Source organism: Nocardia crassostreae, assembly GCF_001613405.1.
GTDB lineage: Bacteria > Actinomycetota > Actinomycetes > Mycobacteriales > Mycobacteriaceae > Nocardia > Nocardia crassostreae.
This window is the reverse complement of record NZ_BDCH01000015.1, coordinates 222,794-247,612: the sequence shown is the minus strand read 5'-3', so window position 1 is coordinate 247,612 and position 24,819 is coordinate 222,794. Positions and strand designations below refer to the sequence as shown.

Annotated in this window: 8 protein-coding genes and 2 pseudogenes; 7 read left to right on the top strand and 3 right to left on the bottom strand. The window is 69.3% G+C overall.

Going from position 1 to position 24,819, the window contains the following annotated elements:
• Positions 1-12: 12 nt before the first annotated feature.
• From NC4_RS16310 to NC4_RS16290, 6 genes and pseudogenes are all read left to right on the top strand, one after another.
• Positions 13-1,608 carry an amidohydrolase gene (locus tag NC4_RS16310; RefSeq protein ID WP_218021176.1) on the top strand — a complete coding sequence of 532 codons (1,596 nt, stop codon included), beginning with the start codon at positions 13-15 and terminating at the stop codon, positions 1,606-1,608.
• Between the two features lie 64 nt (positions 1,609-1,672).
• Positions 1,673-3,289 carry an apolipoprotein N-acyltransferase gene (gene lnt, locus NC4_RS16305; protein WP_439957509.1) on the top strand — a complete coding sequence of 539 codons (1,617 nt, stop codon included), beginning with the start codon at positions 1,673-1,675 and terminating at the stop codon, positions 3,287-3,289.
• Between the two features lie 319 nt (positions 3,290-3,608).
• On the top strand, positions 3,609-12,566 hold the full coding sequence (locus tag NC4_RS16300; protein WP_245721724.1) for a non-ribosomal peptide synthetase: 8,958 nt from the start codon (positions 3,609-3,611) through the stop codon (positions 12,564-12,566).
• Positions 12,567-12,584: 18 nt separating this feature from the next.
• Positions 12,585-17,294: a non-ribosomal peptide synthetase gene (locus NC4_RS42685; RefSeq protein WP_245721723.1), complete on the top strand. Its 4,710-nt coding sequence runs from the start codon at positions 12,585-12,587 to the stop codon at positions 17,292-17,294.
• Positions 17,291-18,283 carry an ATP-binding cassette domain-containing protein gene (locus tag NC4_RS16295; RefSeq protein WP_067538650.1) on the top strand — a complete coding sequence of 331 codons (993 nt, stop codon included), beginning with the start codon at positions 17,291-17,293 and terminating at the stop codon, positions 18,281-18,283. Before NC4_RS42685 ends, NC4_RS16295 begins: the two co-directional genes overlap by 4 nt.
• Before the next feature lie 65 nt (positions 18,284-18,348).
• Positions 18,349-19,147, top strand: a pseudogene (locus NC4_RS16290) (ABC transporter permease).
• 51 nt (positions 19,148-19,198) lie between these two features.
• On the opposite strand, the gene NC4_RS16285 reads toward NC4_RS16290, so the two are convergent.
• Positions 19,199-19,672 carry a DUF4231 domain-containing protein gene (locus NC4_RS16285; protein WP_169814816.1) on the bottom strand — a complete coding sequence of 158 codons (474 nt, stop codon included), beginning with the start codon at positions 19,670-19,672 and terminating at the stop codon, positions 19,199-19,201.
• Between the two features lie 232 nt (positions 19,673-19,904).
• Here NC4_RS16285 and NC4_RS16280 point away from each other — a divergent pair, with 232 nt between their 5' ends.
• Positions 19,905-20,705, top strand: a complete 801-nt coding sequence (locus NC4_RS16280; RefSeq protein ID WP_067538645.1) for an NHL repeat-containing protein — start codon at positions 19,905-19,907, stop codon at positions 20,703-20,705.
• A 7-nt stretch (positions 20,706-20,712) separates the two neighbouring features.
• Here the strand turns inward: NC4_RS16280 and NC4_RS16275 are convergent, their stop codons facing one another.
• Positions 20,713-21,783, bottom strand: a complete 1,071-nt coding sequence (locus NC4_RS16275) for a WD40 repeat domain-containing protein (RefSeq protein ID WP_218021175.1) — start codon at positions 21,781-21,783, stop codon at positions 20,713-20,715.
• Between the two features lie 46 nt (positions 21,784-21,829).
• Positions 21,830-24,790, bottom strand: a pseudogene (locus NC4_RS41635) (nSTAND1 domain-containing NTPase).
• Between the last annotated feature and the right edge of the window lie 29 nt (positions 24,791-24,819).

The following is a 24,819-nucleotide window of genomic DNA, read 5'->3' as shown; positions in this document are numbered from 1 at the left end:
GACTGGGTTGCCGTGAGTACCCAGTTGCTGGTCGGCGGCCGTATCTACAGTTCGAGTAACCCCGATGCCACTGCCATGGCGGTGACCGACGGGACCGTGGTGTGGGTCGGGTTGGAGCGACCGGGACGGGCACTGCATCCGGACGCGGAAGTCATCGACTTGAACGGGGCCTTCGTCGCACCGGCCTTCGTGGATCCGCACGTGCACGTCACCGCGCTGGGGTTGAAACTCACCGGACTCGATCTGGCGCAGGCTCGTTCACTGGGGGAGTGCCTGGAGATGCTGCGCGCGCACGCGGCGAAGCAGCCGGACGGCGCGATTCTGGGCGACGGCTGGGACGAGACCGCCTGGCCGGAGGGACGCTCGCCGACGCTCGCGGAGATCGATGCCGCCGCGCCCGGGCGGATTGTGTATCTGGCTCGCGTGGACGCGCATTCGGCGGTGGTGTCCACCCCTCTGCTGGACGCCGTGCCGGGAATCACGGCGGCACACGGCTTCACGCGCGGCGAACCGGTGCGGGCCGAGGCGCATCACCGGGTGCGGGCGGCGGCCCTGGGGGCCTTGGATTTCACCCAGCGGGAGCGGGCGCGGCAGGCCGCTCTCGATCACGCGGCCGCGAACGGCATTGCCGCCGTGCACGAATGCGCGGGCCCGGAGATCTCCGGCGAGACCGATGTGCGTGAGCTGCTGGAGTTCTCCCACGGCGTGGAGGTGCGCGCCTACTGGGGTCAGGCGGTGCGCACCGCCGACGAGGCCCGCGGCCTGGTGAAGGAACTCGGCGTGCACGCCCTCGGCGGCGACCTGTTCGTGGACGGCTCCATCGGCTCGCGCACCGCCTGGCTGCGCGCGCCCTACGCCGACCGCGACACCACCGGCAATTCCTATATCGATGCCGACACCGTCGCCGCCCACGTCCTCGCCTGCACCGAAGCGGGCATTCAGACCGGCTTCCACGTCATCGGCGACGCCGCCATGGACGCGGTCGTCACCGGCTTCGAACGCGTCGTCGCCGAGGTCGGCGGTCCGGCCTTCGCCGCCCGCGGCCACCGCCTCGAACACGCCGAAATGGTCGATGCCGACCAGATCGCCAAACTCGCCGCATGGGGCGTGATCGCCAGCGTCCAACCCGGTTTCGACGCCACCTGGGGCGGCTCGGACGGCATGTACGCCACCCGCCTGGGCCCCGACCGCGCCGCCACTCTCAACCCCTTCGCCGCGCTCGCCGCGGCCGGGGTCTCCCTGGCCATCGGCTCCGACGCCCCGGTCACCCCCCTCGACCCTTGGGAAGCCGTGCGCGCCGCCGCCAACCATCGCACCCCGGGCCATCAGATCTCCCCCCGCGCCGCCTTCACCGCCGCCACCCGTGGCGCCTGGCGCGCGGGCGGGCTGCGCGACGGTGTGACCGGCACCCTCGTCCCCGGCGCACCCGCCACCTACGCCGTCTGGGAGGCCGACACCCTCGTCGTCGCGGCCGCCGCCGACACCGTCCAGCGCGGGTCCACCGACCCCCGCTCGCGCCTCCCCGGCCTTCCGCCGCTGACCCCGGAGGCCACCCTCCCGCGCTGCCTGCGCACCGTGCATCGTGGGGCCACCATCCATGAAGCCTGAGCCCCTACCCGAAAACCCCGCTCCCGCAACATCGTTGGATTCCCCGACCGAGAACTCCGCTCCCGTGACCCTGCGGGACCGGGTGGCCGGGCATCCGGTGGTCGCGCGTCTGCTGGCGGCGGTTGTCGCGGGGCTGTTGTTGTTCGCGAGTTTTCCGCCGCGGACACTGTGGTTTCTCGCACCGGTCGGGATTGCGATTCTCACGCTCGTGGTGCGTGGAAGTGGGCGGGTGCGTGGGGGATTCGGGTACGGAATTATCGCGGGGCTGGGGTTCTTTCTGCCTTTGCTGCCGTGGACGGGCATTTATGTGGGGTCGGTGCCGTGGCTGGCTTTGTCGGCCGTTTGTGCGGTGTATGTCGGGATTTTCGGGGGGCTGGCGCGGCTGGTGAGCGGACTGCCCGGATGGCCACTGTGGGTGGCGGCGTGCTGGTCGCTGACCGAGTGGATCCGGGCGAGCTTTCCGTTCGGGGGATTCCCTTGGGGGAAGCTGGCTTTCGGACAGTCGGACGGTTGGTATCTGCCCTACGCCATGCTGGGGGGAGCGCCCCTGGTGAGTTTCGTGGTGGCGCTGACCGGGACCGGGCTGGCCGCGCTCGCGGTGTGGTTGCTGGCGATCTTGCGGAGGGAAACCCCCAGATCGGAAGCGCGACATCTCACATCGTGGTACCGGATTGTTGCTGCGGCAATGCTTGTGGCTATAGTTCCCCTCACCGGAGTGATCCTCCGGACCGCGCTGCCCGGCCCGGAGGACGGCAACCGGCCGATCACGGTCGCCGCGATCCAGGGCAGCGTGCCGCGCCTGGGATTGGACTTCAATGCCCAGCGCCGCGCGGTTCTCGACAATCACGTCAAGCGCACCGAGGAACTGGCCGCCGAGGTCGCGGCCGGGCGGGCCCCGCAGCCGGATGTGGTCATCTGGCCGGAGAATTCCTCCGATATCGATCCGCTGCGCAACTCCGACGCCGCCGCGCTCATCACCAAGGCGTCCCGAGACATCAAGGCGCCCATCCTGGTCGGGGCCGTGCTCGTCAACGACGATCGCACCACCACCAACTCCGTCATCGTGTGGAACGGCGCGGACGGGCCGGGGGAGCGGCACGACAAGAAGATCATCCAGCCCTTCGCCGAATATCTGCCGATGCGTTCGTTCTTCCGGCTGTTCTCCGAATACGCCGACCGGGCAGGTTATTTCGTCCCCGGCAATGACGACGGCGTGGTGCACGTCCAGCCCGCCACCGGCGGGGCGGCGGTGCCGATCGGCGTCGCCACCTGTTACGAGGTGGCCTTCGACCGCGCCTTCGAGGACGCCCTGCGCGCGGGCGCGCAGATTCTCACCGTCCCCTCCAATAACGCCACCTTCGGCGATTCGGAGATGACCTTCCAGCAGCTGGCCATGTCGCGGGTGCGCGCGGTGGAGCACGGCCGCGCCGTGGTGGTCTCGGTGACCACCGGCGTGAGCGCCATCATCACCGCCGACGGCGTCATTCAACAACAGACTGAACAGTTTGTTCCGGCGGCCCTGGTCGCGCAGTTGCCGCTGCGGACGGATACGACACTCGCGACACGGATAGGCCCCGCGCCCGAAGCCGTCTTGTGTATTCTTGCCGCGGCTGCCGCTGTGGCGGCGGCGATTCAGCGGCGGGCACGTGTGACGAGGGCCGTCCCGCTCGGGCGACAGTAATTCGCCAGAACGTAGCCGACTCTCCGCTACGTGTCCCGAATGTCCGAGTTTACTGCGGTTCTCTATGCGAATTAAGCGAACATCGTGAAGTTTGCTTTGAAGTAGCTACCTAATACTGCGCTCCGCCAACGTCGTTCGTTGCGGACAACTCGAGATCACCACCGATCCAGTCGGCGGGGTGCTCCGAATCATAGGACGTGGGTCACGTCCTACGGCTCGCGCGTGCGCGAAAGCCGGAGTGGTCCTTCGAAAAGACCACAGTGGTCGGGGTATTTGGGGCTCGGGGAGTTGCGTCAACAGCGGCAGAACGGAGTGATTGATGAGTTCATTGGCCACGGACCGTGTCGACCAATGTTCTTCGGGTGAATTTTCGGCTCAACCTTTCGCGCTCTCGCCCGCGCAATCGGCACTCTGGTACGCCCAACGCATCAGGCCCGACATTCCGCTCACCATCGCGCAGTACGTGGAGATCCACGGTGATCTGGATGTCGGCCGATTGCTGTATGCCATCGAGCGTTTCGGCTCGGAGACCGGGGTCGGGCATGTGCGATTGCTGGAGATCGACGGGGTGCCGCATCAGGTGGTAGATCCGGCCTGGCGGCCCGGCTGGGCGCGCATCGACCTGCGCGACGAGCCGGATCCGCGCGCGGCCGCCCTGGCGTGGATGAACGATCACGCCAGTTCACCCATCGATATGGAGCACGATCCGCTCACCATCAATGTGGTGCTGCGCACCGGGGATTCGGACTACCTCTGGTACATCCGCGGCCACCACATCGTCATCGACGGCTACGGCGCCATGAACGGCACCACCCGCGCGGCCGAGATCTACACGGCCCTGGAGAACCAGACCGAACCCGTTGTCTCCCGCGCCACGCCGCTGGCCACCATCTACGCCGACGAGAACCGCTACGGCGAGACCAGTCGCTGCCGCGCCGACCGCGAATACTGGACCGAACAGCTCGTCGACGTGGCCGAACCGCTGACCCTCTCCAGTGTCGGGGCCATCACCTCCGGTTCGGACGCGGGCCGCCGCAGCGCCACCGCCGTGCTCGGCGAACAGGTCGAGGCCGCCCTCGCGGCGGCCGCGACCACCAACGGCTCCAATACTTCCGCGCTGGTCGTAGCGGCCTTGGCCTGCTACGTCCGCGCGGTCACCGGCACTCAGGACGTGGTGCTGAGCCTGCCGGTCTCGGCGCGCACCACCGTGGCCCTGCGCCGCTCCGCGGGCGTGGTGTCGAATGTGGTGCCCATCCGCGTACGGTTCGGCGGCGCGGCCACCGTCGCCGACACCGTGCGCGCGGTGAAATTGCAGATCACCGGCGCCCTGCGCCATCAGCGCTACCGCAGCGACGACATCCGCCGCGACTCCGGCTACTCCCGCGACGCCCGCGGCGTCTTCGGGCCCATGGTCAATCTCATGCTGTTCCACAGCGAATTGAAGTTCGGCAGCCTGGTCGGCTCGCTCAATGTGCTCTCCACCGGCCCGGTCGAGGACCTGTCCATCAACCTCTACAACGGCGTCGGCAATCGCATTCACATCGACTTCGAGGCCAATCCGCGCCTGTACGGCGATGCCGAGCTGGCCATGCATCACGGCCGGTTCCTCGACTTCCTGGAGCGGTTCCTGCGAGCCTCCCCGCAGGACGTGGTCGGCGATCTGCCGGTGCTCACCGATCTGGAACGCGAACGCGTCCTGCACGAATGGAATTCGACCCAGGTCGCCCGCCAGGAGGGCACCCTGGCCGGTCTGTTCGCCGACCGCGCCGCCATGTGCCCGAGCCGCATCGCGCTCGACTTCGAGGGGCAGACCCTCACCTACGCCGCCTTCGACGAACGCGCCAATCGCCTGGCCCGCGAACTCATCGACCGCGGCGCGGGCCCGGACGCCATTGTCGGCCTGGCCATCCGCCGCAGCCTGGACCTGCTCGTCGGCATGTACGCCATCATGAAGTCGGGCGCGGCCTACCTCCCCATCGATCCGGACCATCCGGCCGATCGCATCGAGGCCATTCTGGAGCAGGCCCGGCCGCTGTGCGTCCTCACCGCGAGCCGCGACCGGCTCGAACTGCCCCGTGCGGCACGCCGATTCGATATCGACACCGCCGAGCTGTCCGAGCGCTCCCGCCGTCCCGTCACCGATGCCGACCGCACCGCCCCGCTGCGCGCCGATCACCTCGCCTACGTCATCTTCACCTCCGGCTCCACCGGCCGCCCCAAGGGCGTCGGCGTCACCCACGCCGCCATTGTCAACCGGCTGCGTTGGATGCAGCACGCCTACCCCCTCGACGGCGGCGATATCGTCCTGCAGAAGACCCCCGCCACCTTCGACGTCTCGGTGTGGGAGTTCTTCTGGCCCTTGCAGATCGGCGCCCGACTGGTCATCGCCACCCCCGACGGGCACCGCGATCCCGGCTACCTGGCCCGGGTCATTGCCGAGAAGGGCTTCACCACCGCGCATTTCGTGCCGTCCATGCTCTCGGTCTTCCTCACCGACACCGATGTCGCGGGCTGCACCGGCCTGTCGCGGGTGTTCTGCTCCGGTGAGGCGCTGCCCGCCGCCACCGTGGCCGAATTCCACGCCGCCCTCGGCAATGGCCCGGACGCACCGCAATTGCACAATCTCTACGGCCCCACCGAGGCCGCCGTCGACGTCACCGCCTGGCACTGCACGCCCGGCGCGACGGATGTACCCATCGGCGCGCCCGTGTGGAACACCCGCACCTATGTCCTCGACGCCCGGCTGCAACCCGTCGCCCCCGGTGTGGTGGGTGAGCTCTATCTCGCGGGCGTCCAGCTGGCCCGCGGCTATCTGGGCCGTCCCGGCCTGAGCGCCGATCGGTTCGTCGCCAACCCCTTCACCCCCGGCACCCGCATGTACCGCACCGGCGATCTGGTGCGCTGGCGCGGCGGCCGCTCCGGCGTCCTGGAATACCTGGGCCGCAGCGATTTCCAGGTCAAGATCCGCGGTCTGCGCATCGAGCTCGGCGAGATCGAGAACGCCCTGCTGTCCGATAAGCGCGTCGCCCGCGCCGTCTGCGTGGCCCGCCGCGGCCGCGGCGGGGACGAGCTCATCGGCTATGCCGTGGCCGCCCCCGGCGCGGGACCCCTGGACACCGCCGAATTGGCCGCCGGGCTGCGTCGCATGCTGCCCGGCTACATGGTCCCGGCCACGCTCATGATGCTCGACGAACTACCGCTGAGCGCCAATGGCAAGGTGGACCGCAAGGCCCTGCCCGATCCCGGCACCGCCGCGCGTCGCCCCGCCCGCCCCGCCGCGGGCCCGCGTACCGAGGCCGAACAGCAGCTCACCGCCATCTTCGCCGAAGTCCTCGGCCTCGACGAGGTCGGCGTCACCGACAGCTTCTTCGACCTCGGCGACAATTCGCTGACCGCCGCCCGCGCCATTGCCCGGGTCAATGCCAGCCTCGGTGTCGCACTCACCATTCGCGACCTGTTCGAATCCACGACCGTCACGGCCCTGGCCGCGCGCGTCGCCAATCCGCTGGCCGAGGCCGCCTCGCCGAAACTCGGTGCGGCACAGCGGCCCGCACACCTGCCGCTGTCGCTGGCACAGCAGCGGCTGTGGATCCTCAACCGCTTCGCCGAGCACGCCGCCGCCTACAACATGCCCCTGGCGGTGGAATTGACTGGGCACCTGGACATTCCGGCGCTGCGGGCCGGTCTGGTGGACGTGCTGGACCTCCACGAGAGCCTGCGCACCACCTTCCCCGACACCCCGGTCGGGCCGGGCCAGGTCGTGCATCCGGCCGCGGAGATCCCGCTCACTCTCGACCCCATCGACGCCACCGACGCCGACGTGCTCGCGCTCGCCGGTGAATTCGCCGGGTACGGTTTCGATCTGCGCAGCCAGGCCCCGATCCGGGTGGCCCTGTACGCCACCGCGCCGGACAAGCACGTCTTCCTGGTGGTGCTGCACCACATCAGCGGCGACGGCTGGTCCATCGCCCCGCTCACCCGCGACATCATGACCGCCGTCGCCGCCCGCGCCGAGGGCCGCGCACCGCGGTGGACGCCGCTGCCGGTGCAGTACGCGGACTTCGCGCTCTGGCAGCGCGAACTGCTCGGCGACGAGGCCGATCCCGCCAGCGCCCTGTCCCGCCAGCTCGCCTACTGGCGCGCCGCCCTGGCCGACCTGCCCGATCAGCTCGACCTCCCGCTGGACCGGCCCCGCCCGCGCCAGCGCTCCACCGACGGCGGCCGCGTCGAGTTCACCATTACCGCCGACACCCGCCGCGCCCTGGCCGCGGTGGCGGCCGACCGCGGCGTCAGCACCTTCATGGTGCTGCACGCGGCGCTCGCGGCCGTCCTTGCGCGCCTGTGCAATACGACCTATATCGCCATCGGCACGCCCATTGCCGGGCGCAGCGATCCGGATCTGGACGATCTGGTCGGCATGTTCGTCAACACCCTCGTACTGCGCACCCGCGTCGATCCGGCCGCCGGATTCGACCGCATACTCGCCGAGGTCCGCGATACCGACCCCAATGCCTTCGCCAATGCCGACGTCCCCTTCGAACGTCTCGTCGAGGTCGTCAACCCGGAACGCTCCGCGGCGCGCCACCCGTTGTTCCAGGTCGTGCTGTCCTACGACAGCACCCCCGAACTGCGCGTGGACCTGCCCGGCGTGCACACCCGCGTCCTGCCCATGGCCGTGGACGTCGCCAAGTTCGACCTGCAACTCACCGTGCACGAACCGGCCGCCGCCGACGACGGTGGGCTGACCGCCGAATTCGGCTATGCCGCCGATGTTTTCGACCACGGCACGGTCGAGGCCATTGCCCGCCGCTTCGGCGCGGTGCTGGCCGCCGCCGTGGCCGACCCCACCGTCCCGGTCGGCGACCTGCCCATCCTGGACACGCGCGAGACCGCCAAACTGGTGCCCATCATGGGCTCGCCCGCCGAGCCCGCCAGCACCCTCGCCCGCCTGCTCACCGATACCGCCGAACGCGTCCCCGATGCCGCGGCCGTGCGCTATCTCGGCCACGACACCAGCTACCGGGAGCTCGACGAACGCTCGAATCGCCTGGCGCGCGTGCTCATCGAGCACGGCGCGGGTCCCGAGGTGGTCGTCGCGGTCGCCCTGCCGCGCAGCCTGGACTCCATCCTGGCCGTGTGGTCGGTCGCCAAGACCGGCGCCGCCTACGTGCCCATCGATCCGGACTACCCGGCCGACCGCATTGCCCACATGCTCGCCGACTCCGGCGCCATGCTCGGTCTCACCACCCCCGAATGCCGTGCGGACCTGCCGGATTGGCCCGGCAACCGGGGACGGCACCGCAGGTCCTATGTGGACTGGCTGCTGCTCGGCTCCACCGAACTGGCCGCGGAATGCGCGCAGTTCCCCGACACCCCGCTGACCGATGCCGACCGGCACCACCCGCTGCGCACCGCCGGACCGGCCTATCTCATCTACACCTCCGGCTCCACCGGCAAACCCAAGGCCGTGGTCGTCACCAATGCGGGCCTGGCCTCGCTGGCGCACGAGCAGATGCACCTGTTCCACGTCACCGATTCCGCACGCACCCTGCACTTCTCGTCCCCGAGCTTCGACGCCTCGGTGCTCGAACTGCTGCTCGGCTTCGCGGCCGGGGCCACCATCGTGGTCGCGCCCGCAGGGATCTTCGGCGGCGCGGAACTGGCCACGCTGCTGCGCGCGGAACAGGTGACCCACGCCTTCGTCACCCTCGCCGCCCTGGCCACCGTGCCGCCGCAGGACCTGCCCGCCCTCGAGGCCGTCATCGTCGGCGGCGAAGCCTGCCCGGAGGATCTGGTCCGGGTATGGACCGATCCGGAATCGCGGCCCGCCCCGGCGGTTCCGCGCCGCATGCACAATATGTACGGCCCGTCCGAGGCCACCGTCGCCGCCACCGCCACCGGACCCATGCTGGCCGGGCAGCCCGTCCCCATCGGCCTGCCCGTGCGCGGTATGCGACTGTTCGTCCTCGACCCGCGCCTGCATCCGGTCCCGCCGGGCGTGGCGGGGGAGCTGTACCTGTCCGGACCCGGTCTGGCCCGCGGCTGCCTGGGCCGCCACGGCCTCACCGCCCAGGCCTTCCCGGCCAATCCACACGGCCGCCGCGGCGAACGCATGTACCGCACCGGCGATCTCGTGGTCGCCGACGGCGCGGGCCAGCTGCGCTTCCTGGGCCGTGCCGACGATCAGATCAAGATCCGCGGCTTCCGCATCGAACTGCGCGAGATCGACCACGTGCTGAAATCGCATCCGGGAGTCACCTTCGCGCTCACCGTCGTCCACAATGACGAACGCGGAATCCCGCGCCTGGTCTCCTATCTCACCGCCGACACCGAGCTCGATATCGCCGCCGTGCTCGATACCGCGCGCGGCCGCCTGCCCGGCTATATGGTGCCCTCGGCGCTGAAGGTGCTCGAGAACCTGCCCGTCACCTCGTCGGGCAAGCTGGACCGCAAGGCCCTGCCCGAACCGGATTTCGTGGCCGTGGCCCCCTCGCGCGCCCCCGAATCAGAGCTGGAACAGCAGGTCGCACAGTTCTTCGGCACCGTGCTGGGCACCCCCGTGCACGGTGCGGAGGACAACTTCTTCCAGATCGGCGGCAATTCGCTGCTCGCAACCCGGCTCACCGCGGCCCTGCACGGGGAATTCTGGGTGGAGCTGCCGGTGCGCGCCGTCTTCGAGGCGCCCACGGTGGCCGGGGTGGCGGCCCGGCTGGCGGAAGCGCCCCGGACGCGACGGGCGGCGCTGGCTGTGCATGCCCCGTGTCCGGAGCGCATCCCACTGTCGCTGCCGCAGCAGCGCCTGTGGTTCCTCAATAGATACTCCCCCGAATCCAGCGCCTACAACATTGCTTTCGTACTTCGGATCGACGGCGATCCGGATGTGGCCGCCTTGCAGGCCGCTCTTGCCGATGTGGTGGAGCGGCACGAGGTGCTGCGCAGCGTCTTCCCCGAGGACGCGCACGGCGCCCGGCAGGTGGTGCTCGAGACCGCCCGCTGCCTGCCGGTGCTGGAGGCCGTGGAAACCGACGATGTCGGCGCCCGCACCACCCTGCGCTCGCTGGCGCGCCGCGGCTTCGACCTGACCCGCGACATTCCGCTGCGAATGACCTTGCTGCGCACCGGGAACCGCCGCCATCTGCTCGGCATCGCACTGCATCACATTGCCGCCGACGGCTGGTCGCTCGGCCCGCTCACCCGCGATCTGGCCGTCGCCTACGCCGCCCGCCTCGGCGGCGTCGCCCCGGCCTGGACGCCACTGCCGGTGCAGTACGCCGACTTTAGCCTGTGGCAGCGCGAGATCGTGGGCCAGGAATCGGATCCGGGCAGCGCCGCCGCCACCCAGATCGCCTACTGGCGCCACGCGCTGGCGGATCTGCCCGAGGAAATGCCGCTGCCCTACGACCGGCCCCGCCCGGCCGAACCCACCCAGCGCGCCGGAACCGTCCGCTTCGAGGTGCCGGAGGAGTTGCAGCGCAAGCTCGACGATATTGGCCGCGCGCACGGCGTCAGCCTGTTCATGATGCTGCGCTCCACCCTGGCCGTCCTGCTGCGCGTGGTCACCGGCGGCCGCGATATCGTCATCGGCACCGCCGTGGCCGGGCGCAGCGACACCCGCCTCGACGAACTGGTCGGCATGTTCGTCAATACGCTGGTACTGCGCTCCGATGTGGACCCCGACCGCAGCTTCGCCGAACTGCTGCAGGCCGACCGCGATACCGAACTCGCCGCCATGGCCAATGCCGAGGTGCCGTTCGAACGCGTGGTGGAGGAATTCGGCAGTGGTACGGGCGGATTGCGGCCCACCCTGCAGGTGGCGCTCACCGTGCAGGACACCCCGCTGCCCGCACTGCAACTTCCCGGATTGGCCCTGCAGGCCGAGGAACTCGATATCGCGCTGGCGAAATTCGACCTCGAACTGCGGGTGCTGCCCGCCGACCGTCATGCCGGGCCCGGCGAGACGGGCGACCGGGTCTTCGAATTCGTCTACGCCGCGGAGCTTTTCGACCAGGACACGGTGCAGACCCTGGCCGAGCGCCTGCTGCTGGTATTCGAGGCGGTGACCGCCGACCCGCGGATGCGCGTCCGCGATATCGACGCCCGCACCGCACACGAACGCGAACTGCTCACCCCCGCCTGGGGTCCCGCCCCGGAACCGCAGTGCAGCCTGGCCGCCTACTTCGCCGCCACCGCGCACCTCAATCCGGAACGGGTCTTCCTGCGCGGCGGCGAGACCGAGCTCAGCTACGAGGCCGCCGACATCTACTCCAACCGGGTGGCCCGCGCGCTCATCGCGCGCGGCCTGGGCCCGGGCGATCGGGTCGCGCTGGGCCTGACCCGGTCGGTGGAATCGGTGCTCGCCATGCTGGCGGTGGCCAAATCCGGCGCTGCGTTCGTACCCATCGATCCGAACTATCCGGCGGATCGGGTGCGGCACATGCTCACCGACTCCGGCTGCCGGGTCGGGGTGAGCATGAGCGAATACGTCGACCGGCTCTACACCGCCGCCGGGGACCACATTATCGAATGGCTGCCCCTCGATAATCCGTCCCTGCTCGACGAATTGGAGGTGCTCGAAGAGGGCCCGATCACCGACGCCGACCGCACCGCCACACTGTGGACCGCGGATCTGGCCTACGTGATCTACACCTCCGGCTCCACCGGCAAGCCCAAGGGCGTCGCCGTCTCGCACGCCGGGCTGTCCAACTTCGCCGACGAGATCCGCGAACGCATGCGGGTGGACCGGGATTCGGTCACCATGCACTTCTCCTCGCCGAGTTTCGACGCCGCCATCTTCGACCTGCTGCTCGCGGTGGGCTCCGGGGCCACCATGGTCATCGTCCCGCCCGATGTCTACGGCGGCGACGAACTGGCCGCGCTCATGGAGAGCGAACAGATCAGCCACACCTTCATGACCCCGGCGGCGCTGGGCACCATCGACCGCGATCAGTGGGCCCTGCCGCACCTGCGCGCCATTACGGTGGGCGGCGAGGCGTGCGGGCCGGAACTGGTGGCGCGCTGGGCGCCCGGGCGCACCATGCTCAATGGCTATGGGCCCACCGAGACCACCGTCGTCATCACCATGGCCCCGCTCACGCCGGGGGAGCCGGTCACCATCGGCACCCTGGCGCGCGGCGCGCGTGCGCTGGTGCTCGACGAGCGGCTGCGGCCGGTCCCGGTCGGGGTGCCCGGCGAACTGTATGTGGGCGGACAGGGTTCGGCGCGCGGCTATTTCGATCGCCTCGGCCTCACCGCGGCCCGCTTCGTCGCCGATCCGTAGGGTCCCGAAGGCGCGCGCATGTACCGCACCGGCGATGTGGTGCGCTGGACCGCGGGTGGGGAACTGGTGTACCTGGGCCGCAGCGACCATCAGGTGAAGGTGCGCGGCTTCCGCATCGAACTCGGCGAGATCGATGCCGTGCTCACCGCGCACCGGTCGATCCGCTTCGCGCACACCGAGGTTCGCGAGATCGCGGGCACCCCGCGCATCGTGTCCTATGTGCAGCTCGCCGACGTGCCCCTGCACGGCATGGTGGGGGAGGCGGCCACCGTGGCCTTCGATCCCGAGGAGCTGCGGGCGCACTGCGCGCAGCACCTGCCCGCGCACATGGTGCCCGGCAGCTTCACCCTGCTCGACCACATTCCGCTCACCCCGGTCGGCAAGCTCGACCGCGATGCACTGCCGCAACCGCAGGCGGTGGTCGCCGTGGTCTCCCGCGATCCGGAGACCGATACCGAGCGCCTGGTCGCCGAGGTCATGGGCGATCTGGTCGGCGCGGGCGCTCTCGGCGCGGACGACAGCTTCTTCGAGGTCGGCGGAAACTCGCTGCTCGCCACCCAATTGGTGGCGCGCCTGGCGGCGGCCACCGGCGTCCGCCTGGAGGTGCGCGCGGTCTTCGCCGCGCCCACCGTCGCCGGGCTCGCGGCCGCCCTCGATACCGGCACCGGCTCGGCCGATCTGCGGCCCGAACCGCGCCGCCGCACCCGCACGCAGCGCATCCCGCTGTCGGTGGCCCAGCGCAGGCTCTGGTTCCTGGAGAAGTTCAATGCCTCCGGCGATACCGGAGAAGCCTTGGGCGCCTACAACATTCCCGTCGCGCTGCGCCTCACCGGGCAGCTCGACGTGGCGGCTCTGCGTGCCGCCCTGCACGCCGTGCAGGCCCGGCACGATACGCTGCGCACCGTCTTCCCCGAGATCGACGGCGAGCCCTGTCAGCACGTCCTGGATCCGAGCGAGGCCGCCGCCTCGCTGCCGCTGCGGACGGTCAGCGCCGCGGATGTGAATATCGAGATCCGCCGGTTGGCCGCGGCCGCTTTCGATCTCAGCTCCATGGCTCCGCTGCGCGCCGCTCTGCTGCGGGTCACCGGAGCCGCCGCCGACGAGCACATCCTCGTGCTCGTGGTGTACCACATCGCCATGGACGGCTGGTCGCTGCAACCCCTGGCGGCAGACGTGGCCGCCGCCTACCGCGCCCACACCGGCGGTGAGGCCCCGCAGTGGCCCGAATTGCCCATCCAGTACGCCGATTACACGATGTGGCAGCAGGACGTCCTCGGCCGCGAGGACGATCCGGAATCGGTCATCAGCCGCCAGCTCGACTACTGGCGGCGCGCCCTCGACGGCATTCCGGAACTCCTCGCGGTGCCCGCCGACCGGCCGCGGCCGCCGGTGCCGAGCTATCGCGGCGGCATCGTCGAATGCGATATCGATTCCTTCACCCACCGCGAACTGCGCAGCCTCGCGGCCGATCACGGCGTCACCATGTTCATGGTGCTGCACGCCGCCCTGGTGGCGCTGCTGCACCGGCTCACCGCCAGCGACGATGTCACCGTCGGCACGCCCATCGCCGGTCGCGGGCATCCGGCCCTGGACCGCATGGTGGGCATGTTCGTCGGAACCCTGGTGCTGCGCACCGAGATCGAGAGCGGCGCCGCCTTCGGCGATCTGCTGCGCACCGTGCGCGATACCGACCTGGAAGCCTTCGCCCACGCCGACGTTCCGTTCGAGCGGCTCGTGGAGGTGCTCAACCCGGTGCGCTCGCAAGCGCACCACCCCATGTTCCAGGTCATGCTGTCGGTGCAGAACCAGCCGCTGCGCGTGCTCGAACTGCCCGGCCTGCGCATCGAGGCCGACGATGCCGATCCGGGCATCGCCAAATTCGATCTGCAGTTCACTTTGACCGAATCCTGGACGCGCAACCGCGAACCCGATGGCATCACCGTCGCCGTCAACTACGCCGCCGACCTGTTCGACGAGGCGACGGCGCAGCGGCTGGCGCGGCGATTCGTACGGCTGCTCGGCGCGGCCGCCGCGAGCCCGGCCACCGCCGTGGGCGATCTGGAACTCCTGGATTCCGTCGAATGGTCGGCCCTGGCGCCCGTGCGCTGCGCCGAGGCCGGGCTGCCCATCACCTTCCCGGAGGTGTTCGAGGCCGCCGCCAACCTCAACCGCCAGGCCGTGGCGGTGCGGGCCGCGGGCACCCAGATCTCCTACGACGCCCTCGACCGCTGGACCAACCGCCTCGCTTGCGTCCTCATCGGCTACGGCGTGGGCCCGGAAACCCTGGTGGCCATGGGCATTCCGCGCTCGGCGGAATCGGTGGCGGTCATGCTGGCCATTGCCAAGGCCGGTGCGGCGTTCGTGCCCGTCGACCTTACCTATCCGGAACAGCGCATCAGCCATATGCTGCTGGATTCCGGTGCGGCCGTGGGTATCACGCTGTCCACGCATCGCGAGCGCATGCCCGACGGCACCAACTGGACCGTGCTGGACGCGCCCTCGTTCCGGCGGCGCGTGCTCACCACCTCCGATGCCCCGATCACCGATGCCGAGCGCATTTCGCCACTGCGCATGGACAATCCGGCCTACGTGATCTACACCTCCGGCTCCACCGGCATCCCCAAGGGCGTGGTCGTCACCCACGGCGGCCTGTCCAACTTCGCCGCCGAAACCGCGCAGCGCTTCGACGTCGGGCCCGGATGCCGCGTCCTGCACTTCGCCACACCGAGTTTCGACGCCGTCATGCTCGACCTGCTCTTCGCGCTCGGCGGCGCGGCCACCCTGGTCATCACCCCGCCCGGCGTGGTGGGCGGCGCGGAACTCGGGCAGGTGTTCATCGAGGAGGGCATCACCCACGCCTTCATCACCACCGCCGCGCTCGGCACCGTCGATCCGACCGGTGTCACCGCGCTGCGGCACATCCTGGTCGGCGGTGAGGCGCTGCCACCGGATCTGGTCACCCGCTGGGCGCCGGGGCGCAAGTTCTACAACGTGTACAGGCCCACCGAAACCACCATCGTCACGGTGATCTCGCAGCCCATGACGCCCGGCTGCCACATAACCATCGGCGGACCCATCCGCGGTGTGGGCGCATCCGTGCTCGACGGGCGGCTGCATCCGGCCCCGGCCGGTGTCACGGGCGAGCTGCACCTGGCCGGTGCGGCCCTGGCCCGCGGTTATCTGCGGCGGCCCGGGCTCACGGCGCAGAAGTTCGTGGCCAATCCGTTCGGCAAGCCCGGCGAACGCATGTACCGCACCGGGGATCTCGTGCGCTGGGTCGAGAAATACGGCCGCACAAGGGATCTGGAGTACGCTGGCCGCACCGACCACCAGGTCAAGATCCGCGGCTTCCGCATCGAGCTGGGCGAGATCGACGCGGCCCTGTCGAAGCACCCGTCGGTGGAGTTCGCCACCACCATCGGACATCGCACCGCCGCCGGATCCACGGCGCTGGTGTCGTATGTGAAACCGCGCACCGGGGCCGCGCCCACCCCGCTGCAGCTGACCACGCACGTGGCGCAGCTGGTGCCCAATTACATGGTCCCGCAATCGATCATGCTGCTGGACCGGGTGCCGCTGTCGCCGGTCGGCAAGGTGGACCGCAAGGCCCTGCCCGAACCGGTCTTCGCGGCCCGCGAGGGCTACCGGGCGCCGTCCGGGCCCATCGAGGAGGCGCTGTGCCGGGCCTTCGCCGATGTCCTCGGCGTCGAACAGGTCGGCGCGGACGACGGATTATTCGAACTGGGCGGCAATTCGCTGCTGGCCACCAAGGTGGTCGCGCACGTGCGCACCGAGGGCATCGACGTGCCCGTGCAGGCCATGTTCGGCGAATCCACCCCGGCCGCCATCGCGGGGCGGCTCGCCGATGTGCACGGGGACGCCGACGCCGCGCTCGCCGCGGCGCTGGGACCGGTGCTGCCGCTGCGGCCCATCCACGAACCCGGGATGCCGCCGCTGTTCTGCATCCACCCGGCCATCGGCCTGTCCTGGTGCTTCGCCGGACTGCTCGCGCAACTGCCGCCCGAGCAGCCGGTGTACGGCTTGCAGGCGCCGCACGTGCACGGCGAGGAAGGTCATCGATCCATTGCCGAAGCCGCGAAATACTATGTGGCACAAATGAAATCGGTGCAGCCGTCGGGACCCTACCATGTGCTCGGCTGGTCGCTGGGCGGGCTCATCGCCCACGAGGTGGCCGTGCAGTTGCAGGAGGCTGGTGACGAGGTGGCACTGCTCGCGCTCATGGACAGCTTCCGGCTGTCGGATGAATGGCTCGACCGCGCCCGCCCCGGAATCGCCGATATCGTCGGCGAATTCGGCAGCGATCTGCTCGGCGACGCCGCCGATATCGACCCGCGCATCAATCTGCACGAAGCCGTGGAGCTGCTGCGCAACCGGCCCGGCGCGTTCGCGGCGCTCACCGCCGAGCACCTCGAGCGCATCTACAGCGGGTTCATCGACGGCGCCATGCTGGCCAATGCCTTCCACCCGCGCATCTTCGACGGCGATCTGCTGTTCTTCACCGCCGCCGAGGACGAGGTGAACCGCGCCGATCCGGAACGCTGTGCGTCCGCCTGGGAACCGCACGTCACCGGCGTCGTGCACGATCAGCTGGTGCGCTGTCGGCACTCGGACATGACCACGCCCGAATCGCTGTCGGTCATCGGCCCGGTGCTGCGAGAGTTCTTGCAGCACAGTGCCGCCCGCGTCGCGCGGGAGGAGGCCCGATGAGCCTCGCGGTGGAGGTCACCGGCCTGGTCAAGTACTACGGCAAGGTGCGGGTGCTGGACGGCATCGACCTGGAGATACCGTCCGGCACCGTCATGGGGCTGCTCGGCCCCAACGGGGCGGGCAAGACCACCACGGTCCGCATTGTCACCACCCTGCTACGCCCGAGCGCGGGCGAGGTCCGGGTCGCGGGCATCGACGTGCTCGAGCATCCGTCGCGCGCCCGCACGCGGCTCGGCCTGTCCGGGCAGTACGCGGCCGTCGACGCCAATCTCACCGGTTTCGAGAATCTGCGCATGGTGGCCCGACTCTACGGCATGAATCAGAAACAGGCCGCCGACCGGGCCTGGGAACTGCTCACCGTCCTCGGCCTCGACCACGCGGCCGGGCGGCGGGCGGGCACCTATTCCGGCGGTATGGCCCGCCGACTGGATCTGGCGGGCGCGCTCGTCTGCCGTCCGCCGGTGGTGGTGCTCGACGAGCCGACCACCGGGCTCGACCCGCGCGGGCGGCTCGATATGTGGCGCGTCATCGGCGAACTCGTCGACGACGGCACCACCGTCCTGCTCACCACGCAATACCTGGAGGAGGCCGACCTCCTCGCCGACCGCATTACCGTCATCGACCGCGGCCGAGTCATCGCGCGCGGCTCCGCCGACGAACTCAAGACCTCCATCGGCGGTGACAAGCTCACCGTCACCCTGGCCGCCGGGCAGGATCCCAAGCCCGCCATGCAGGTCCTATCCGAGGTCGGTATCGGCGAACCCGGGCACGATCCGGGCGCGGACGCGGTGAGCATCGTGGTCGGTGATTCCACCCGCACCATGGTCGAGGCGCTGCGGCGACTGGACGACGCGGGCGTCTGCGTGCTGGACGCCGCGGTGCACCGCCCCAGTCTCGACGACGTATTCCTGTCCCTCACCGGCAAATCCGCCGACTGCAAGTCACCGATGCGCACCACCGATACCGTGCAAGAGGAGATCCTGTCGTGACGACCCTGTCCGCCGAGCCCGCGGCCAGACCGGACCGGACCGCGCGCTCGCGCGCCGAGTCCGCCCTGCTGTTCCCCCGTGTCTTCCGCGACAGCGCCATTGTCGCCTACCGCAATCTGCTCACCATCCTGCGCGTGCCCACCCTGCTGGTGACCGCCACCATCCAGCCCCTCATGTTCGTCTTCCTGTTCGCCTACATCTTCGGCGCCTCCCTGGGCGGCGGCCAGTACCGCGAATTCCTGTTCGCCGGAATCTTCACCCAGACAGTCGCTTTCAATGCCGCCTTCACCACTGTCGGCCTCGCCAACGACTTGCACAAGGACATGATCGACCGCATGCGCACGCTGCCCATGTCGCGCCTGGCCGTCCTCATGGGCCGCACTCTGTCCGACCTGGTGGTGAACATTCTCGCCCTGGCCGTCATGGTCGGCTGCGGCTACGTCGTCGGCTGGCGCATCAATGGCGGAATAGCTGACGCCGCACTGGCATTCGGCGTCATCCTGCTCTTCGCCTTCGCCATGTCCTGGGTGGGCGCCCTCACCGGCCTCATGTCCCCCAGCGTCGAAGTGGCCCAAAGCGCCGGTCTCATCTGGCTCTTCCCCCTCACTTTCATCTCCTCCGCCTTCATCTCCGGCGAGTCGCTGCCCGGCCCCCTGCGCACCATCGCGGAATGGAACCCCATCACCGCCGTCTCGGCCGCAGGCCGCAAACTCTTCGAGAACGGTTCCCCGCCGACCTTCAACCCGGCCCAGGGCTGGCCCGCGGATCACTGCGTGGAGTACCGCGACCATGTGCTCGGTGGGCATCCTGCTCATCGCCGTGCCCTTGGCGCTGCTGCAATACCGCAAGGTCGCCAGCCACTGACCATGCGAATACCGTGCGGCAGCGGCCTTTTCCGGCCGCTGCCGTCCTGCGCTATTCGATCGTTCGGCTCTGTTGCGGAGCCGGGATTTCGGTGCCCGGACGGCTCGGTTGATGTTCGGCGATCCACCTGAGGTTCTCACTCGAGACGATGTGCTCGATGCGCTCGGCCAGGACGGCACGGCGGTCGGCGGTCGAATAGGGATCACCGCCCGCGAGATATCGGGCTTTCTCGGTCTTGAGCGCTTCCGCGGTGGACCGATACAGCAGCCAGTCGGTATGCCACTGGAACAACTGCTGAACTCCCTCCGCGATCACGACGATCGCGGCCAGCCCGGCGGTGAGGACCGGTGGGGCGGACAAGGCGGCGACGGGGACTATTGCTCCCACCGCTATCTGACCGATCTTGGTCCGTTTGTAGAGATGTTGTGCGGCAAGGCTTTTCGTGCTGTACCAAGTGATCTGCTCGAGGAGACGCGCCCAGATCGGGTCGTTCTCGTCCGGGTATCCGGCTCGTTCGGGGTTCATTGTGACCATGCCTCCGCGTCGCACCCAGTGTAGGCACCCTGTGCGGACGCCGACCGGTCTTCCATGAAGGGGAGGGTGCTTCGATAATCTGGGGGTGAACGTTCGGGCGAAGCTGGCGATCGGTGCGGTCGTCGTGACCGCCGCGCTCGCTGTCGTGGTGGGTACGCAGTGGCCGAGGGCGTAGCCTCACGAGGAGGCGTCGATCGGGTGGGAGGCCCAGATCGATCTGCCGATGCCGGTATTCGGTCCCCGGGGAATCGCGATCGCCGCGAATGGCGACGTGTATGTGGCCGAGTACGGTCACATGCAGAAACCTCCCGCGGGCGGGTACACCCCGGAGCGGGTGTCGATCACGGGCCTCGAGCATCCGTACGGTATAGCCGTCGATTCGCAGGGCGGCCTGTACGCCACGGACTACGGAAACGGGCGAATTCTGAAAATGTCTGCGGGCGTTGTGGATCCGGTTGTTCTTACCTTCGCGGACATTGGTGATCGCGATCCGAACGACTCGTCGATTTCGATCTCGGCAGGCGTCGCGGTCGACCGTTCCGGCACTGTGTTCGTCACCGACCCGGAGAGTTCGCGGGTTCTGAAGCTGCCCAGCGGATCCGATACGGCGATCGAGTTGCTGACCGTCGACGGCCTGGGCGCGGCCATCGCGGTGTCGAGCGCGGGGGAGCTGGCCGTCATTTCGCACGGCTCGCCGTCCAGGATTCTGACGTTGCCGGTAGGAGCGACCACCCCGTTCATCACGGTGGTGCCGGAGTCGTTGTCGTTCGGCGCTCTGGCGTTCGATCTCGACGGAAATCTGTTGCTGGCGGATAACACCTGGCTCGACCTCCCGGCGGACGCGGACAATGTCTCGGATTACGACGGCAGGCTCTGGAAGCTGGTGAAAGGCGCGACCGAGCCGGTCCGGCTGCCCTACACCGACCTCGGCGAGATCACCGGTATCGCCGTGGATCCGACCGGCTCGGTGGTCGTCATCGACGGGGACGGAGGCCGCGTGCTGCGGCTGTTGCCCGCACCATGACGGGAGGTCACGGGCAGGTTCGGCGATGGGGGATGCCCTGTATGTACTGCCGCCACTCGGCGGGATCGAGCCCGGACCCGATAGCGGCGCATGCCTGATCGACCGGCCGCCGCAATAGATCGCGCAAGAGAGTCAGATCCCAGGCGATGGCATCGCCCTGGCTGTACCCGACCATGAGTCTGGTGCCATCGGCGGTGAACTGCCCGGCACTCGCGGCATCCACGTCTGCCTCGGCCTCGACCGGCTGACCGAGGAGCGCGGGATGAGCAGGATCGGTGATGTCCCAGATCGCAATTCGGCCGTCGATCCCGAGCCCGGCCAGCAGGCCGCCGGTGGAATCGAAGAACGCCCGAAAGGTTCCGATCCCAGGCCGCAGCAGACCACCGATACGCTGCACATGCGCTGGATCCCGTGCGTCCCACAGCTGTCCGGTCTCATCTCGGGCGGTGGTCACGAGCACACCGGCGGCCGGGGAGTAGGCGATCGCCGCCGAATCGCCAACCTGCGCTTCGCCCAGGCGTACCGGCTTGTCCGGGTCGGTCATATCCCAGGCCACAAGGGTTTGTTGCCCGGCGAACGCGAGTAGTCGGCCGTCCGGATGGAACGCCACGTCCCACACCTGCTGACGGTAGAGGCCGCGTCCCACCCGACGCGGAGCGGTGCGGTCGGCGATATCCCACACCAGCAGTTTGCCGTCGCTGCCCACGGCGAGACGTTCGCCGTCCGGTGAGAATTCGATTGCGCGCACCGCGCCGTTCAACCCGGCCAGGGGCGGGGCAAGTCGGCGCGGGCTGCGCCGATCACCGATATCCCACAGGGAGACGGTGTCGTCCGCGCCGCCGGTCACCAGCGTCCTGCCGTCCGGTGACAGCGCGAGGCAGCTGATCCGGAGGTCGTTCATGAAATCGATGTGCTCGGTGTTCCAGGTCGCGGTTCGGCTGGGCGCGCGATCCGGTCGCACGTCCCACAGATCGACATTGCCGTTGGTACCGCCTACGGCCAGGACCGAACCGTCCGTCGCGACGCCGCAATCACCCGCGACGGCCTCCCCGGTTCCGGCCAACGGTGGCAACTCCATTCGAGGTTGTGCACGAATGCCGTTCGCCCACAAGGTGATTAGGCCATCATCGCTGCCGACGGCGAGTTGCCCGTTCGGCGCGAATTCGAGCACGGCGGCCGCGCCCTCCGGTCCGAAAAGCGGTTCGCCGATGTCGACGGGAGCGCTCGGGTCGGTCAAATCGTAGAGAAAGACCCGGTTGTCGGATTCCGGTGCGGTCGCGAGGGTGCTGCCGTTCCTGGTGAAAGCAATCTGGTCGTACCCCCAGGAATCGTCGATGATCGGTGCGCCCAGGCTGCGCGGGCGCGCCGGATCGCTGATGTCCCAGCGCAGGATGCCCACGGCGAACACATCGATGGCCAGCGTCCGGCCGTCGGCGGAAAAGGCCATCCGCGGCGGAAATCCGACCCTTTCCAAGGTGAGCCCGCCGACTTGCCGGGGTGCACCCGGATCCGTGATATCCCAGAGCGCAACACTTTCCGCAACGGCGGTGATCGCCATCCTGCCATCTTGCGAGAAGGCGACGGTTGGCTGCCGCTCCGCCGCGGGCAGCAATGTCGCTGTCACCCCGGGGCTCGGCGATGTCGCCGAAGCTCCACAGCAGCGTCGCTTGCCCGTCGCCCTTGGTTATCCCGATGGCGGCACCGGGAGCGAACGCCAGCCAGGCATCTTCCGGGACGCCCGGCAGCGCGTACGTCGCGATGGTGCGCTTCTCGGGTTCGCCGAGGTCCCAGGCGAGTAGGCCGCCGAGACCCGTCGCATTCGGCGGACGTCCCGCGCCGGCCAGCAGGGTCCGGCCGTCGGCGGTGAAAGCCGGTGGCGCGCTGTCGCTCACGCCATCGATCGGATCTCCGATGCGGCGCGGACCGGCCGCGCCGGACAGGTCCCACAGCGCGATCGTCCCGCCCTCGTGCTGCACCGCCAGCAAGTGCCCGTCGGGCGAGTGGACCACCCGCCGTACCGAACCCGACCCGTCCAATGTCGCGAGGTATCGCGTCGCCGACAGCGCGTCGATGAGCCAGCGGCGCGCTTCCTCGCTCGGATCGATGCTGTTGGCGGCCACACCCAGCCGCAGCGCCGTGCGCGGATCCGCCTCGCGCAGCCGATCCGCCTGCGCGAGCAACTGTCGTGCGACGGCGCGGTGCTGCTGGGCCACCGCCGTGCACTGCTGGACGACGGCAATGGCGGCGGCGATCAATGCGGCCGTCAGCAGCGTGGACAGCACGACGACGGCCGTGGTGCGGCGACGGCGATCGTGACGGTAGCTCGATTCGAGAAATTGCTGTGCGCGCGTGCTGATCTCGACTCGTTCGGCGACGAGGCGCCGGAATCGGGGCGGCCAGGTCCAGCGCGCGAAGGGAATCGCGCGCATCCGCGCGCCGAGATCGTGCATGGCGGCTTCGAGTCGGAGACCCTCCCAGCGGCGTGCCTTGGGCCGTGGGTCCTCTGCCCATCCGGCCGCGGCGCTCTCGACCTCACGGCGAGCGCGCAGTGCGACCGCGGTCCTCTCGATTTCCGCGTGCAAGGGCGGCCAGTGTTCGAGAAACGCCTCGTGCGCCACGGAAACAACGACCCGCTCGTCCTCGACATCGGTCGTCAGCAGGCGGTGCTCGATGAAGGCATCGATGACGACCGTTGCCGCCGCGGAGAATTCGTCACGGTGCACTTGGCCTCGAACCGGTGTTTTCCCCTCATCGACGGTCACCAATTGCAGCAACGTCGAGATGACCTGTTCCCGCGACAGCCCGGACCCGGCGCTCGCCTCCGCCAGGGCGGCCTCGGCCTGACGCACCAAAGCGCCACGCAAACCACCGATTTCGTGATACCGCTTGCGGGACAGGACGCCACCCCGGGCCACCCCGTCGGCCAGCTGTTCCAACGTGTACGCGAGCAGTGGGAGGCCCGCACCGCCGCCGGTACCGGTGAGCAGGTCCGAGACGAGGCCGTCGTCGAGCCGCAGTCCGGCGACCCGCGCCGGGCCTTCGATCGCGGCCCGGAGTCCGTCGGAGTTCAGCGCGCGCAGCACCTAGGTGTGGCACCGCAGGTCTGAGAACTCGGGGGCGCCGGTGATCTGAGCGAGAAACTCCGGGCGCACGGTGGCGAGCACCTGCACGGGCCCACCGATAGCGGGCGTGAGCAGCGCGGCGAAATCGGCACGGCGCGTAGCGGCCTCCGGCGCGAGCAGCTCCTCGAACTGATCGAGAACCAGCAGCAGTTTGCGATGTGGACTCGGGTCTACCGCGAGGAGCAGTTCGTTCGCCACATCCCCGAGACCGAAGCGCACCAGCCGATCTCGCAGGGTGTCGAGCTGCCACGACAGCCCCACCCGCCGGGCCGTGGCGAGCAGTGTGCGATGCAGTGCTCCGACCGGATCGCGACCCGGCTCGAGGGGTTCGAGTGGCAACCACAGCGGGTCGTCGGCGACGAGCGGAATCACGCCCGCCCGTACCAGGGACGACTTACCGTATCCGGACGGGCCGATGACGAAGAGTATCGACCGCTCCGATCGATGGTTCGGCTGCCGCAGCCGTTCCGCGATTTCGGTGGCCTCCACGGTGCGCCCGAAGAACACACGATGCTGATCGGTGTCGAAGCGCAGCAATCCGGGATAGGGCGACCGATCGTCCGGCCAGCCCCGGCCCCCGCCCACATCGACGGTCCGTAACAGCAGCGTCAGCTTCTCCCGCGCCATCGGCGCATCGGCAGCCGCGTCGGCGTGCTGCACTGCTTTCAGCAGTGGATGGGTGACGCCCTTCGCGACCCGCACCGGCAGCAATCGGCTGCTCCGCTCCTTGGCGATGCTGAGTTCGGCTGCGCACCAAACGGATTGCAGAAAGGCCGGGGTGATGACGCAGACGACAGCGTCCGCCCAGCGCAGTCGTTCGTGGAGCCGCGGCTCCCATTCCTCGCCGACCACGAGCCCGTCCACCGGGTGCAGATCGAGAAATACCTCGTGACCTTCGGCGATCAGCCACCGGCGAATCTCTTGTGCCCATTCCCGATCGGCGCTGGAATGGCTGATGAACACCCTGGCCAACGGTGCCCCCGCGTGAAAGA